Raw genomic sequence first — 14,467 nt, forward strand, 5'->3', positions numbered from 1 at the left:
GGTTGAAGCGTGTCAAGGTTCGACTGGCGCCATTCGGTGTTCGCGCCGCTGGTGGGGCTGCTGGTGTCAGCGGTTTTGCTGATGACGGGGATGGTCCGGCAGCTGCTGCAGTTCGTGGGGGCGACCACGGCGCCGGGGGCGGCAGAGCTGGTGGTGACGCTGATCTTCGCGGTGTTCTTCACCACCGTGCTGCGGATCGTGCGGGCCGTGCCGGACATCCGCCGCGAGGCGGCCGCGACGGCGCGCGCCGAGGCCAGCGTGCAGTCGGTGCGGCCGAGCGATGACACGCTGGTCGGCAAGCGGCTGCGGCTGTTCAGAGAGGCCGCGGAGGCCGGTGGCGACGCCGAGGCGGTGCTGACCGCCCGCTCCGCGCTCGACGACGGTGAGATGGCCAACAAGCACCACATCGACCACGCGCTCATCTGGGCACTGCCGGTCTTCGGCTTCATCGGCACGGCCCTCACCATGGCCGCGATGGTCGGGTCGTTCTCCAGCGCCCTCGACAGCCGTGGCGACCCCGGCGTGCTGATCACCGCGCTCAAGCAGCACGTGCTGCCCGAGCTGGCCTCCGCGTTCGGCGTCACCATGATCGCGTTGTTCCTGAGCGTGCTCGCGTTCGGCGCGATGACGCTGATCGAGCGGTCGGAGCGGGCCAGCGTGGCGGCGGCCGACGAGGTGTTCCTCATCTACCTGGCCCGGCTGCCCGGCGGCAAGGGCGCGGCGCCGGCCGCGCCCGCCGGGTCCGAGCTGCGCGGCCTGACGCAGGAGCTGGCGCAGTCGCGGGACAGGACCGAGGAGCTGATCAAGGGGCTGGACGCGCTGCGCACGGCGGTCGAGCGGCAGAGCGCCGCCGAGAGCAAGCCGCAGAAGTACACGCTGGTGAGGGAGCAGTGAGGAAGCAGGCCAGCCGGTCGTTCGCGCCGCCGCTCGACCTGCGGTTCATCGACCTGTTCATGGCGATCGTGCTGGCATTGTCCTTCGTGGCGATCATGCTGACGGTCGTCGCGCGGATGCTGCCCACTGAGGAGTCCGCGCAGCCGCCGCGCCGCCAGCAGACCATCGCGCAGCTCGAACGCAAGCTTGAGGAGTCGGAGCAGGCGCGGCGGGCCGCCGAGGCGGAGCTGCGCGCCACCAAGGAGCAGATCTCCGAGCAGACCGCGTTCGCGCTGCCGTGGTGGCTGATCGGGTTCTGCGCGCTGCTGGGCGTGCTCACGGTGTTCATGAACTGGCGGGTGCGGCTGTGGAACAAGGGCAACCTGCCGCGCTGGTGGACCTGGGCGCTGGTGACCGTCGTGGTGGCGGTGGTCACGGTGGTGATCAGGGAGCTCAGTGACGGGCAGGGCTACCTGCTGCTCGCCGAGATCCCGTGGTGGGCGGCCGACGTGCTCTGCCTGGGGCTGCTGCTGGTCGCGTACGTGCTGATCACCGACATCCGCGACAGGCAGGCCAAGCTCGGAGAAATCAAGGCGAGATACACGCCGGATCGGTAGTAGGGTTCCGGACGGGCTGGCCGCGGGACTCCGGTGCGACTTCCGGAAACCGCCTATACCGCGACTCTTCGCAGCTCGCGCCCCCATTCCCCGGCCAGCTCCGCGACCGCCCCGGGGAGCCATGGAGACCTACGCCGACCTGATCGAGTGCGAGGACGTGCTGCTCTTCGCCAACGCCGCGATGACCGCGACCGGCCAGCGCGAGTTCCACAGCGACGCGGGCCGGCAGCGCCTCTCGCTGAGCTTCCTGCACGACTACATCCACACCAACTATCCCGATCTGTACGCCGCCACCCTCGCCCTCGACATCAACGACCACAACGCCGCCCTCATCATCGCGGGGCTGCTGCGGCGCAAGGGCGGCGTGGGCCACGAGGCGCGGCTGATCGCCTGGCGGCTCGGCCGGATGAGCCCGCCCCGCGTCTACCGGCTCTTCAGGGAGCTGCGGCGGGCGGGCGTCAACAACCGGCGCACCCGCGCGCTCGTCCGCGACTGGCTGGCCGCCCGGCCCGACCTGGCCTTCGACGCGGTGAAGTACCGGGCGGGGGTCAAGGCCGCGGTCCGGCACGCGCACCTCGAGCTGCCGGGGGAGCTGGGCGACTTCCTGTTCACGCCGTTCCGCCGGGCTCACTACGACACGCCCGTGCTGGAGGCGTGGCGGCGGGCCCACTACGACAAGAACGCCCTGTACGAGCTGCCGTACACGGTGGCCGAGGGCTTCGCCGCCCGCCACGGCATCGACAGGGCCGCGTTCCTGGAGGCGATCGCGCCCCGGCTGACCCGCTTGGAGCGGTTGCGGCTGAGCGGGGCCGCCGAGCGCGCCGGCACCGGCACCGGCGCTGATCTGGCCGCGCTGCCGCTGGTCAGGGTGGCCTCCTACGTGCTGTCGCTGGCGGCGGACGTCCGCGAGCGGCGGCGCGACGAGTTGGTCGCGGCGCTGCGGGCGTCGGCGGCCAGGGCGGCGGGGTCGCGCGCCGGCACCTGGGGGAAGGTGGCCGCGGTGCTGGACGACAGCTTCTCCTCCTTCGGCTCGCCCGAGAAGCGCCGCCGGCCGCTCGCGGTCGCGCTGGCCTGCCACCACCTGCTGGAGGCGCTGGCCGGCGACTACCGCGCCCTGTGGCTGTCCGGCCGCGCCGACCCGCTCAAGGTCCGCCCGTCCGGGCCCACCCCGCTCGGGCGGCGCGTCATCGACGCCCTTGAGCAGCGGCCCGACCTGCTCGTCATCGTCTCCGACGGCTGGGACAACGCGCCGCCCGGCCTCGCCTCCGAGGTGCTGCGGGTGTGGCGGCGCAAGCTCGACCCGGCCGGCGAGGTCGGCATCGTGCACCTCAACCCCGTCTACGACGCCGAGCACTTCGAGGTACGGCGGCTGTCCCGGGTCGTGCCGACCGCCGGCATCAGGGACGCCGAAGACCTGCCCGCGCTGGTGGAGCTGGCCAGGTTCGCGGAGGGGCGGAGCGGGGCGGCCGAGCTGCGGGCGTACCTGGCGGAGCGGGCGGCACCCGCGCTGGAGGCACGATGATCGACCTCACCGGGCTGGAGACGCGGCCCGCCCAGACCTGGGGCGCCCTGCGGCTGGTGCCGCTCGTCCGCCGCACGCCCATCGAGGACCTGCGGCTGCACGCCAAGGTGTACGGCGACGAGCCCACCGTGGTCGCGCTGCCCGACAGGTCGCTCTACACCGCGTACGTGCCGCACGCGTTCGTCGCGTCGTGGACCGGCGACGGCACCCCCGCGGCGGCGTACGGCACCCAGCTCGGGCAGCCGCTGCGGCACGTGCCGATCAGGATCAGGCGCAGGATGGCCCGCAGGGCCGACGGGAACCGCCTGCGCTTCCTGCCGCTGCACCTGGCCATGGAGGGTTTCCTCGCGCTCTGCTTCGGCGGCCCCGAGCTGGCGTGGGAGGAGTGGTCGCGCGAGGCGCTGCGGCACGGCCTGTCGCCGCGGATCGAGGAGGCCTACAGCGGGGCCGAGGTGCGCGGCCTGGAGGACGCGCTCAAGGTCTTCGAGATCCATCCCGGTCAGTGCGGGCTGCTGCTCTACGCCGGTGACACGCTGGCCTCGGCGTTCGTGGTGCCGCATCCCGAGGACTACCGGGCGCTGCACCCCACGCTTGTCCGCGACATGTACGGCGACCTCATCCACGAGTACGCCCTGTTCTTCCCGGCGCGCGACTTCACCGGCACGCTCGACGCCGCCGCGATCTCCTCACTGGCCGATCTGCGGGCCGCGGCCGTCCGCGTCGAGCGGGAGTGGGCCGGTTTCCACGACTCCGTGATGGCGGCCGGGCTGCTCCGCGCCCCCGCGCGGGTGCAGGAGGTGTACCGGATGGGCCGGTTCACGCTGAGCCGGTTCCTGCCCGCGTTCGAGCGCAAGGCCGAGAACCACATCGGCGAGATGATCAGCGACGGCGAGGGGCGTACGGCGTATCTGAAGACGTTCCGGCTGTCGGAGGCGCAGGTCAGGCGCGGCCACCTGCTGAGCGAGCTGGCCGCGCACGGCTGGCACATGGGCGAGACCGCCGCCGCGCTGGGCGTCAGCGAGCCATTGCTGGGGATGCGGCTGCGGCGGGCCGGGTTCGGGCACCTGCTGCGGCAGGACGTGCTGGACGGCTACCGGAAGGCGCTCAATGACGGCACCCGGCGTACTCGTCGAGGCGGAGCAGCATCGCCGCCAGCATGAGCGGGAACATGCCGACGTGCGAGACGAGCATGAGCACGTCTCCGTCGATGACGCCCGTCCACAGCAGCGGGAAGAGCGGCACGGCCGGGGCGAACATGATCGCGCACATCTCCAGCGTGGGCGCCCAGCGGTGCCCGCGCACCCGCATCCAGGCGCCCATGCCGATGGACATGTCGAACGCCATCGCCAGGTACCAGAGCTCGGGCTGCTCGGCGAGGGAGACGCCGAGGCCGGCGGCGGAGCGGAGCATGCCGATGAGGAACATGCCGGCGAACATGGCGATGATCATCTCGACGTAGTGGAGGGCGAACCTGCCCCAGCGGCGCCCCGTGGGCGTGGTGGTGGTGGTCGTCGTCGTCATGCCTCGACTGTCGCCCCCAGCGGTGGCGGGGCCCAAGGGAAGCCGTCCGGCAGGTCCGGATACTTGGGTTCCTTGTCCTTCGGACCTACAGTCGTGCCATGGATCGACGACGGTTCGTCGTGGTGGCGTACGAGGCGGCCGAGCTGCTCGACATCGCCTGCGTCACCTCGACGCTGGAGAGCGCCAACTGGCACGGCGCGTTACCGTACTACGAATACCGCGTCGCCACCCCCGGCGGCCATCCCATCACCACCGGCACCGCCCTCCGGCTCGACGCGCAGCTCGCCCTCGAACGCGTCACCGGGCCGCTCGACACGCTGCTGGTCTCCGGCGGCATCGGCCACGAGGACGCCGCCGCCAACCCCCTCGTCGTCGCCCACGTCAGGCGGCTGGCCAGGGAGAGCAGACGGGTGGCCTCGGTCTGCACCGGGGCGTACGTGCTGGCCGCCGCCGGGCTGCTCGACGGCCGGCGCGCCACCACCCACTGGAAGGAGGCGCACGTGCTGGCCGGCCGTTTCCCCCGGGTGACCGTCGACCCCGACCCGATCTTCATCCGCGACGGCAACGTCTCGACCTCCGCCGGCATCACCGCCGCGCTCGACCTCACCCTCGCCTTCGTCGAGGAGGACAACGGCCCCGAGCTGGCGAGGACCGTCGCCAGGAACATGGTCACCTACCTCCAGCGGCCCGGCAACCAGGCCCAGATGAGCATGTTCGTCGAGCCGCCCTCGCCCGCCAACAGCCTGGTCAGGCGGATCGTCCAGCACATCTCCACCCACCTGCGCGACGATCTCGCCACCGCCACCCTCGCGGCCGAGGCCGGGGTCAGCGAGCGGCACCTCACCCGGCTCTTCCTCAAGCACCTCGGCCAGACCCCCGGCCGGTACGTCCGCCAGACTCGCACCGAGGCCGCCGCCCACCTGCTCGCCACCACGTCGCTGCCGATGGCCGCCGTCGCCACGCGCTGCGGGTTCAACTCGGCGGAGACGCTGCGGCAGGCCTTCATCGACCGGTACGGCATCTCGCCGTCCCGCTACCGCCTGTCCCAAGCCGCCGGGTGAGTGCCCGGATCTGGCTAATGTGTCTGCGATGAACGACGACCGGGTCATAGGCGGGTACGCGCTGCGGCGCCTGCTCGGCCGGGGCGGCATGGGCGAGGTCCACCTCGCCACCACGCCGACCGGCGGCCTGGCCGCGATCAAGCTCATCGACCCCGCCCTGGCCAGGGATCCGGCCTTCCGGCGGCGCTTCGAGCGCGAGGTGGCGGCGGCGCGGCGGGTGGCGCGGTTCTGCACCGCGCCCGTGCTGGACGCCGGCCTCGACGGCGACGTGGCCTACCTCGTCACCGAATACGTCAAAGGGCCCGATCTGGCGCGGGCCGTGCGTGAGCAGGGGCCGCTGTCCGGCGGCAACCTGGAGGCGCTGGCCGTCGGCATCGCCACCGCACTGAGCGCCATCCACGGGGCCGGGGTCATCCACCGCGACCTCAAGCCGGCCAACGTGCTGCTGTCGCCGCTCGGGCCCAAAGTGATCGACTTCGGCATCGCGCAGCTCGCCGGGCACGACAGCCTGGCCAGCCAGGCGATGCTCGGGACGCCCGCGTTCATGTCGCCCGAGCAGGTGCGCGGCGAGCCTCTCACGCCCGCCGCGGACGTGTTCGCGTGGGGCGGGGTGATCGTGTTCGCCGGTACGGGACGGCTGCCGTTCGGCGGCGGGGCCCCGGCGGAGGCGCTGTACCGGATCACGCAGGATGAGGTCCGGCTGGACGGGCTGGACGAGGGGATCCAGGGGGTGGTGCGGCGGGCCCTCGCCAAGGATCCCCGGGTGCGGCCATCCGCTCAGGAGCTGCTGGCTGATCTGGTCGGGGGGACGCGGCTGGCGGCGGCCACCGAGGTCGTGGAACGCACATGGACCGGCTCCGTCCCCATGCACCCGGCCACGGAGGCCGCTGGTGATGCCGCCGGCCGATGGGGTGATGCTGAGCCGCTGGGCGCTAGGGATGGTGGTGCCGGAGGCTCTCCGGTCCTCAAGGCCGGCGCGCTCTCTGGGCGAGCGCGGAGGCGGCGGTGGCCCTGGGTGGTGGCTGGTGGGGCGGTGGTTGCCGGGGTCGTTGCGGGCGTGATGCTGCCTGGGGTGCTTGCTGCGCCTCGGTGGCCGTATGAGGCCGGGTTCGAGGCTTGGGACACCGGGGTGTCCGAGGGCGGGAGTGCTCGGCAGGCCGGGTCCGGTTATGAGTTGAGCGTCAAGCCTGGGTGGCGGTTGTGGAAGTCGGCGCCCGTGGCGGAGCCGCAGGAGGGTGTGGTCGTCAGCGCCACCGCCAGGCTTCGAGGTGGGGCCGGTGCGTATGGCGTGTGGTGTCATGGGTCGGCTCGGTCGGGTGATCGGTACGAGTTCGGGGTCGACGGCACGGGCAAGGTGTCGATCGTCAAGCGCCGTACGGGCACCGACGGCGTCACCCTCTATGGGCCCGCTGCCGTGCCGAAGACGGCCGCCTACCGGGTCGTCGCCGAGTGCGGGAGCGGTGGGGACGCGGTCGGGCTGCGGCTCTGGGTGAACGAGCAGTTGGTCGCGCAGGTGTCCGACGGCGACTCCCCGTACGGGCCTGGGGAGGCGGGTGTGCATGCGGCGTCCGCGCCCGGCCAGACCGTCCACGTGAGCTTCGAGTCGTTCGCCGCCAGGCCGGTGGCCGGCACGTGAGCGTGCGCTTCGGCCTGCTGGGGCCGCTGCGGATCGACGGTGGGCAGCCGCCGGGTCCGGCCAAGCACCGTACGCTGCTGGCCGCCCTGCTGCTGTCGGCGGGCGAGCAGGTGCCGGTCGAGCGGCTGCTGTCGGCGGTGTGGGACGACCGGCCGCCGGCTTCGGCGGAGTCGGTGCTCAGGGTGTACGTCAGCGCCTTGCGCAAGCTGGTGACCGGGATCCGTACGGTGGCCGGTGGTTACCTGCTCGACGTCGAGCCGGACGACGTGGACTGTCACCGGTTCGAGCGGCTGGTCGCCGAGGCGCGGCGGGCGCGGGCGGCGGGGCAGGTGGCGGGGGCGGCCGAGGTGTTCCGTACGGCGCTCGGGCTCTGGCGTGGGGAGGCGCTGGCCGGGGTGGAGTCGTCGGTGCTGCGCCGGGCGTACGGGGTGCCGCTGGAGGAGCTGCGGCTGACCGCCGTGGAGGAGCGAGTCGAGCTGGACCTGCAGCTTGGCAGGGGCGCCGAGGTGGTGGGGGAGCTGCGGGCGCTGACGGGTGCCCATCCGTTGCGGGAGCGGGCGTGGGTGCGGCTCATCGACGCGTTGCACCAGGCGGGGCGCAGGTCGGAGGCGCTGGGGGCGTACCAGGAGGCGCGGCGGACGCTGGTGGACGAGCTGGGGCTGGAGCCGGGCGACGAGCTGGTGGCCGCCCACCGGCGGGTCCTCAATGGCGATCATCCGGTGGGTCAGGGCGGCTTCCCGGCTGGTCAGGGCGGGTTTCCTGGCGGTCAAGGCGGCTTCCCCGCTGGTCAGGGCGGGTTTCCCGGCGGTCAGGGCGGCTTCCCCGCTGGTCAGGGCGGGTTTCCCGTCGGACATATGGGCTTTCCTGTGGGTCCGGGTGGCGGGTGGGTGGATGAGTTGCCGCCGGATATTTCGGACTTTGCTGGGCGGCGGCAGGTGCTCGACTGGATTGCGCGGACGGCCGCCGATAGCGCCGGCGCGCCCGTCCACCTCGTGCTGCACGGTCCGCCGGGGTGTGGGAAGTCAGCGGTGGCCGTGCATGCGGCCTCCGCGCTCGACCGGCCCCACGGTCGCCTGTACGCCGCGCTCGGCTCCCGCCCGCCCAGTGCGGTGCTGGAGGATCTGCTGCGCTCGCTCGGCTGCCCCGACGGCGCGGTGCCGCCGGGGCTGGACGACCGGGTTCGCCTCTACCGCAGCACGACCGCCCGCCGCAGACTGCTCGTCGTGCTGGACGACGCCGCCGACGAGGCCCAGGTGCGCCCCCTGCTGCCCACAGGGCCGGGCAGCATCACCCTGGTCACCAGCCGGTCGCCGCTGGCCGGGCTGGAGGCGGCGCGGGCGTACGAGCTGGGCCTGCTCGACGAGAATGAGGCCGTCGCGATGCTCGCCGGCGTGGCAGGGGCAGAGCGCGTACAGGCCGAGCCTGAGGCCGCGCTGCGCATCGTCAGGCTCTGCGGTCACCTGCCGCTGGCGCTGCGCATCGCCGGCTCGCGGCTGGCGAGGAGGCCGGGCTGGACGCTCGACCACCTGGCCGGGCGGCTCGGCGACGAGCGGCGCAGGCTCGACGAGCTGAGCGCGGGCGACCTCGCCGTACGCGGAAGCCTCGCCCTGGGCTACCGCGGCCTGCCCGACCCCGAACGGCTGCTGCTGCGCCGCCTGGGCGCCCTCTCGGCGCGGGACTTCGCGCCCTGGGTGGCGGGCGCCGACCTGGAACCGCTGGTGGAGGCCGGGCTGCTGCAGTCGCGCGGGCTCGACGAGGCAGGCCAGGAGCGGTACGGCTGGCACGACCTCACCCGCCTGTACGCCGCGGAACGCCTGGCCGGGGAGGACGGCGGTCCAGGCCCGGTGCTGGCCTCGCTGGCGGGCGAGATCCTGGAGCGCACCAGGCAGGCCAGGGCCGCGCTGCTCCCGGCGGAGCCGGGCACCGGCCGTACCGAGGTGCGCCCGCCCGCCGCCGGTCTGGAGACGGGCCGGCTGCGGCAGGAGGCGCGGTGGCTGAGCGCCGAGCGCCGCTTCCTGGTGGCGACCGTGCACGACTTCTTCCGGGTTGGTCTGTACGAGGCCGCCTGGCGCCTGGCCTTCTACCTGACGCCGCTGTTCGCGCTGAACGCCCACCACGACGACTGGCACGCCACCACCGCCACCGGCCTCGACGCGGCGAGGGCCGCCGGGCATCGGGAGGGCGAGGCGCTGCTGCTGCGCGGCCTGGCCGACCTGCACAGGGCCGAGGGGCGTACGGAGGCGGCCGCGGCGGCGTTGCGGGCGGCCCAGCCGCTGGTCGAAGGGCTGGAGCTGGCCCGGGTCACGCTCAGGCTCGGCCTGGTGCACGCGGCGCGTCCCGGCGGGGGCGGCGAGGCGGAGCGGGCGTTCGTCCGGGCGTTGCAGGTCTTCGAGGAGCACGGCGACCGGCGGGGACGGGCGGACGCGTTGCGCGCGCTCGGCGCCCTGCGCGGGGACGAGGGGATGCTGGGGGCGGGGCTGGCGGCGTACGAGGAGCTGGGTGATCCGCGCGGTGCGGGGGAGGCGCTGCTCGACCTGGGCAGGCTGCACCTGCGGGAGGGGCGGATTGCGCGGGCGCGCGAGTGCGTGGAGCGGCGGTTGCGCGTCAACCGGCGGCTGGGCGACCGGCTGCCGGAGGCGGTGGCGCTGCTGGTGCTGGCCGAGGTGCTGACGGCCGCGGGCGACTTCGACGCGGCGGTTGAGACCGTTATGAGAGCTATGGCAGAGTTTGACGCCCTTGGCGATGGCCAGGGCAGGGCCGAGGCGGAACGGCTCGCACACGAGCTTCAGAAGCGGCGTGAACTACGCAGGTGACGCGACTATGCGGATACTGAACGCCGCCTCCCTAAGGTGAGGCCCACAACCCCCGACGACGAAGGTGACCACACGATGCGAAAGTTGTTCGCGCCGGCTGTCGCGGCTCTCGCGCTGGCGGGCTGCGGCATGATCCCCGGCCCGCCCGGCGCCGGTGGCGGCGAGGAGCGGCAGACGCAGACCGCCGCCCAGGAGCCCGCCCAGCCGACCCAGACGCCCACCCAGGCGCCGACCCAGACGTCGACCGGGTCGGCCCAGCAGGCGCCCGCCCAGGACACCACCGTGATCGCCACCCGCGAGGCCAAGACGGGCGCGGGCGACATGTACGGCGCCGCCCGGGTCGACATCACCTCCCTGCGCCGCCAGGGCAAGACCGTCAGCCTCACCTGGACCGTCACCGCGACCGACGGCAAGGTCAACCTGCACAACGGCATGGGCCGGTCGGCGCTCGACTTCACCGTCTCCAACGTCTCCCTGATCGACCCCGTCAACGCCAAGCGCTACCGGGTGGCGCGCAACGGCACGAGCGAGGACGCCGAGTGCGTGTGCTCGGGCACGCAGGGGCAGTTCCTGGAGTCGGGCGAGGCGTCCACGCTGTACGCCGTCTTCGCCGCACCGCCGCCCGACGTCACCAAGGTCAACGTCGAGATGCCGATGATCGGCGTGCTCAGCGATGTTCCGATCTCTTAGCGTCGCGCTCGCCGTCACCCTGCTGCCCGCGCTGTCGCCGACGCACCCGGCGACGCCCCCGCCCAGCGTGCCCGCCGACGCCACCGGGGTCGTCGAGGACCTCGTGCTGCCCGTCGAGGACATCATCGGCGAGGTCGAGTCCATGGACGGCACCGAGAGCGAGACCACCCAAGGGCGCCAGGTGACCGTGGCGGTGACCAGCGACGTGCTGTTCGCGCTCGACAAGTGGCAGCTCGCCGCCAAGGCGCGCGACCGGCTCGCCGAGGTGGCGCGCAAGGTGCGGACGGAGGGGGCCGGCGGGGTCGTCAAGATCGAGGGGCACACGGACGACCAGGGCACCGACGCCTACAACCGTAGGCTGTCGCTGCGCCGCGCCCAGTCGGTCGAGCGGGCCATGCGCGGGCTGCTCACCGACGCCGGCGTGACCCTCCAGGCGCACGGGTACGGCGAGAGCCGCCCCAAGCTGCCGAATGTGGTGGACGGCAAGCCGGTGGAGGCCAACCGCGCCAAGAACCGCCGCGTCGAGATCATCTTCACCGCCGAACAGTGACTCTCCCGGGTCACTCGGCGGGCTCGCGCATGGCGGGATCGCTGGACACCACACCCTTCTCCTGCGCCGCACCCCCTCTCCACGCTGAACTCCCTCCGCTGCGCCGCACCCCCTCCTGCGCCGCACCCCCGGTGGTCCGGGCTCAGTCGGCTTGGAGTTCGCCGAGGGTGACGGTGACGGTTTGGTCGGTGCCGTCGGCGCGGATCAGGGTCACCTTGGCGCGGGCGCCGGGCCGGAGGGTGGTGATGATCTCCGCCAGGGCGGCCATGGTGTTCGTGGGCTTGCCGTTGATCGAGGTGATCACGTCGCCGGGCCGGATGCCGGCCTTCTCGGCGCCGCCGCCGCGTTCGACGCTCGCCACCCCGACCCCGGCCGGCTGGCCGTCCGAGCCGATGACCGTGCTGCCGCGGATGCCAAGGGCGGCGCGGTGGCTGTTGGTGACCTTGCCGTTCTTGATGATCTGGCGGGCGATGTCGGTGGCCGTGTTGCTCGGGATGGCGAAGCCGATGCCGGGCGCGGCGCCGCCGCCCAGTTGCGGGTCGGTGGCGGCGAGGGTCGGGATGCCGATCACGCTGCCCGACAGGTCGACGAGCGCGCCCCCGCTGTTGCCCGGGTTGATGGCGGCTGAGGTCTGGATGGCGCCGGCGATGGTGGCCCCGGGCGAGCCGGGGTCCTGGGGTTCGCTGACCGTACGGCCGAGTGCGGAGACGATGCCGTCCGTCACGCTGCCGGACAGCCCGAGCGGGTTGCCCATGGCCAGCACGATCTGTCCGACCCGCACTTTGGACGAGTCGCCGAACCTGGCCGGCCGCAGCCCGTCCGCCTTGTCCACCTTGATCACCGCGAGGTCGCCCGCGGCGAACGACTTGACCAGCCGGGCCGACCGCGGCGCCCCGCCCGTGGCGATGGTGACGGTCATCTGCGTGGCCTGGCCGACGACGTGGGCGTTCGTGACGATGTGTCCGCTGCGGTCGAGCACGATGCCCGAGCCGAGCCCGACCTTCGTGTTGATCTGCACGATGGACGGCAGGACGTCCGCGATCACCTTCTCGTACGCCGCCTCCAGGCTCTGCGGCGAGACGGGAGGGGACGTCGTCGGGGACGGCGACGTGGGCATGGTCGCGGTGGGGGTGGTGGCGCCCGTCGTGGACGGGGGAGGGCCGCAGCCTGTCAGCAGCACTGCTGCGGCGGCCAGTCCTGCGGCGATCTCCCTCATGACAAGGTGAACTGCCCAGCTCACCCCGAAAGATACGCCTCCCTGACGTTTCTCCTGCTGAGCTTGCCGGTCGGGGTGCGGGGCAGCGACTCGCGGTACTCGATCACCCGGGGGTGCTTGAGCCTGGCCAGACGGGGCGCGCAGTGGCGCAGCAGCTCGGCCGTGAGCTCGTCCCCCGCGCTCACCCCGGCGGCCGGCTGTACCAGGGCCACCACTTTGTGCCCCCACTCCGGGTCGGGCACCCCGATCACCGCGACGTCGGCCACCGAGGGGTGTTCGAGCAGCGCCGCCTCGACCTCCGCCGGGTAGATGTTGACCCCGCCGGAGATGATCAGGTCGGTACGCCGGTCCAGCAGGAACAGGTAGCCGTCCTCGTCCAGGTAGCCGATGTCGCCCGGCGTGTACGCGCGTCCGCGCATCGTCGAGGCCGTCTTGCCCGGGTCGCCGTGGTACTCGAACCGGTTGATGCCGCCGATGTAGACCAGGCCGGGGGAGCCCGGCGGCTGCTCCTCGCCGTCCTCGCCGATGATCGTGAACGTCATCCCGTCCAGCGCCCTGCCCACCGTGCCCGGCCTGGCCAGCCACTCCTCCGACGAGACCATGGTCGCCACCGCGGCCTCCGTGGAGCCGTAGTACTCCCACAGCACCGGGCCCAGCCAGTCGATCATCGCCTTCTTCGTGGCCGGCGGGCAGGGGGCGGCGCCGTGGTAGAGGTGGGTGAGGGACGACAGGTCGTACTTCTCCCTGTCCGGTACGTCCAGCATGCGGTGGAACATGGTGGGCACCATGAACGCGTTCGTCACCCGGTGCCGCTCGATCAGCTCCAGCGTGGCGGCGGCCTCGAACCGCTCCGGCGCCACGATCGCGTGCCCGAACTGCAGCGCCATCATCGCCTGGCCGTACGGGGCCGAGTGGTAGAGCTGCGAGCACACCAGGTGGACGCCGTCCATCGGGAGATCGAAGTGGCGCCAGCTCTTGCGCATGAGGATCGGATAGAGCTCCTCCGGCGTCAGGTCCAGCAGGCGGCGGCGGACGCCTTTGGGGCGGCCTGTCGTACCGGAGGTGTAGAGCATCATCGAGCCCGCCTTGCGGAGCGGCGGTGGCGTGGCGGGCCGGCCTTCGATCAGCTCGGGCACCGTGAGCGCGTCCGGGGAGATCACCGCCTTGGCCTGGCAGTCGGCCACGATGTAGTCGATCTCCTCGGTGGTGAAGTGCCAGTTGACGGGGACGAGGTAGACGCCGATCTGGTACGTCGCCAGCATCATCGTCAGGGCGTCGAGCCCGTTCTTCAGCACGGTCACCACGCAGTCGCCCGGTCCCGCGCCGCGCGAGGTCAGGCCGTTGGAGGCGCGGTTGACGCGGTCCAGCAGCGCGCCGTAGGTCGTGCCCTGGTCGCCGAGGAGGGCGGGGCGTTCTGGGTCGTGGGCGGCGATCTCGTAGAAACCCCTCATGTTCGCTGACATTACAGAATTAGATTCTGCTGGGGGAATAGAGGAAATATCGTGCTCGTCGGTGACGTAACCTCATGGCCATGGCGGACGACGGCGAGCAGACACCTACGTATGACCCACCCACCACCCCGTTCCGCAAGATCGTCCTGCCCGCCGAGGAAACGGTAAAAATCCCCCTCCCGACCCCCGACACCAAGCCCCCCGCCCCCACCAAGGACCCCAAGTCCTCCGCCAAGGACTCCGGGCCGGCGAGGGATGCGACTCCGGGCAAGAGCGCCGCTTCGGCGAAGGGCGCGGCACCGAGTAAGGGCACGGCACCGAGTAAGGGCACGGCGTCGGGTGGGGCTGCCGCCCCGGCCAAGGGCGCTGGTTCTGGGCAGAGCGCTGGAGCTGGAGCGGCCAAGGGCGCCGCACCGGCTAAGGGTGCCACGCCAGGCAAGGAGGGTGGGCCGGGCAAGGGTGGCAGGCCCGCTAAGGACACTAAGGGTGCGACGCCGGGCAAGAGCACGGTCTCGGG

At 72.6% G+C, this 14,467-nt stretch carries 12 protein-coding genes; 9 read left to right on the forward strand and 3 right to left on the reverse strand.

Annotated elements, in window-relative coordinates; genetic code table 11:
- The first annotated feature begins 9 nt into the window (after nucleotides 1–9).
- From AB0K28_RS05400 to AB0K28_RS05415, 4 genes are all read left to right on the forward strand, one after another.
- Nucleotides 10–894, forward strand: a complete 885-nt coding sequence (locus AB0K28_RS05400) for a hypothetical protein (RefSeq protein ID WP_364365391.1) — start codon at nucleotides 10–12, stop codon at nucleotides 892–894.
- Nucleotides 891–1,490 (forward strand): hypothetical protein, encoded by a 600-nt coding sequence (locus tag AB0K28_RS05405; RefSeq protein ID WP_345396698.1) that lies wholly within the window; start codon nucleotides 891–893, stop codon nucleotides 1,488–1,490. The genes AB0K28_RS05400 and AB0K28_RS05405 overlap by 4 nt, the downstream gene beginning before the upstream one ends.
- 121 nt (nucleotides 1,491–1,611) lie before the next feature.
- A complete protein-coding gene (locus tag AB0K28_RS05410) occupies nucleotides 1,612–3,012 on the forward strand; it encodes a hypothetical protein (RefSeq protein WP_364365393.1) in 1,401 nt (466 codons plus the stop codon).
- The gene (locus AB0K28_RS05415) at nucleotides 3,009–4,172 is read left to right on the forward strand and encodes a hypothetical protein (protein WP_364365395.1); all 1,164 of its coding nucleotides are present in this window, start codon (nucleotides 3,009–3,011) and stop codon (nucleotides 4,170–4,172) included. Before AB0K28_RS05410 ends, AB0K28_RS05415 begins: the two co-directional genes overlap by 4 nt.
- Here the strand turns inward: AB0K28_RS05415 and AB0K28_RS05420 are convergent.
- Nucleotides 4,117–4,533, reverse strand: a complete 417-nt coding sequence (locus tag AB0K28_RS05420) for a hypothetical protein (protein ID WP_364365397.1) — start codon at nucleotides 4,531–4,533, stop codon at nucleotides 4,117–4,119. The genes AB0K28_RS05415 and AB0K28_RS05420 overlap by 56 nt on opposite strands.
- Before the next feature lie 98 nt (nucleotides 4,534–4,631).
- On the opposite strand from AB0K28_RS05420, the gene AB0K28_RS05425 reads away from it, so the two are divergent.
- The 5 genes from AB0K28_RS05425 (at nucleotide 4,632) to AB0K28_RS05445 (ending at nucleotide 11,283) form a co-directional block, all read left to right on the forward strand.
- Nucleotides 4,632–5,594, forward strand: coding sequence for a GlxA family transcriptional regulator (locus AB0K28_RS05425; RefSeq protein WP_364365400.1), 963 nt, complete (start codon nucleotides 4,632–4,634; stop codon nucleotides 5,592–5,594).
- Between the two features lie 28 nt (nucleotides 5,595–5,622).
- On the forward strand, nucleotides 5,623–7,230 hold the full coding sequence (locus AB0K28_RS05430; protein ID WP_364365403.1) for a serine/threonine-protein kinase: 1,608 nt from the start codon (nucleotides 5,623–5,625) through the stop codon (nucleotides 7,228–7,230).
- Complete coding sequence (locus AB0K28_RS05435; protein WP_364365406.1) at nucleotides 7,227–10,043, forward strand: BTAD domain-containing putative transcriptional regulator; 2,817 nt, start codon at nucleotides 7,227–7,229, stop codon at nucleotides 10,041–10,043. The genes AB0K28_RS05430 and AB0K28_RS05435 overlap by 4 nt, the downstream gene beginning before the upstream one ends.
- A gap of 75 nt (nucleotides 10,044–10,118) precedes the next feature.
- Nucleotides 10,119–10,733, forward strand: coding sequence for a hypothetical protein (locus AB0K28_RS05440; protein ID WP_364365409.1), 615 nt, complete (start codon nucleotides 10,119–10,121; stop codon nucleotides 10,731–10,733).
- Nucleotides 10,717–11,283 carry an OmpA family protein gene (locus AB0K28_RS05445; RefSeq protein WP_345396721.1) on the forward strand — a complete coding sequence of 189 codons (567 nt, stop codon included), beginning with the start codon at nucleotides 10,717–10,719 and terminating at the stop codon, nucleotides 11,281–11,283. The genes AB0K28_RS05440 and AB0K28_RS05445 overlap by 17 nt, the downstream gene beginning before the upstream one ends.
- Before the next feature lie 142 nt (nucleotides 11,284–11,425).
- On the opposite strand, the gene AB0K28_RS05450 is transcribed toward AB0K28_RS05445, so the two are convergent.
- Nucleotides 11,426–12,499, reverse strand: coding sequence for a trypsin-like peptidase domain-containing protein (locus tag AB0K28_RS05450; RefSeq protein WP_364365413.1), 1,074 nt, complete (start codon nucleotides 12,497–12,499; stop codon nucleotides 11,426–11,428).
- A gap of 20 nt (nucleotides 12,500–12,519) precedes the next feature.
- Entirely contained in the window at nucleotides 12,520–13,950 is a 1,431-nt protein-coding gene (locus AB0K28_RS05455) for an AMP-binding protein (RefSeq protein ID WP_364365416.1), read from the reverse strand.
- Nucleotides 13,951–14,467 lie beyond the last annotated feature (517 nt).

The sequence above is a fragment of the Nonomuraea sp. NPDC049504 genome (genome assembly GCF_040676845.1).
GTDB classification, from domain to species: Bacteria; Actinomycetota; Actinomycetes; order Streptosporangiales; family Streptosporangiaceae; genus Nonomuraea; species Nonomuraea salmonea.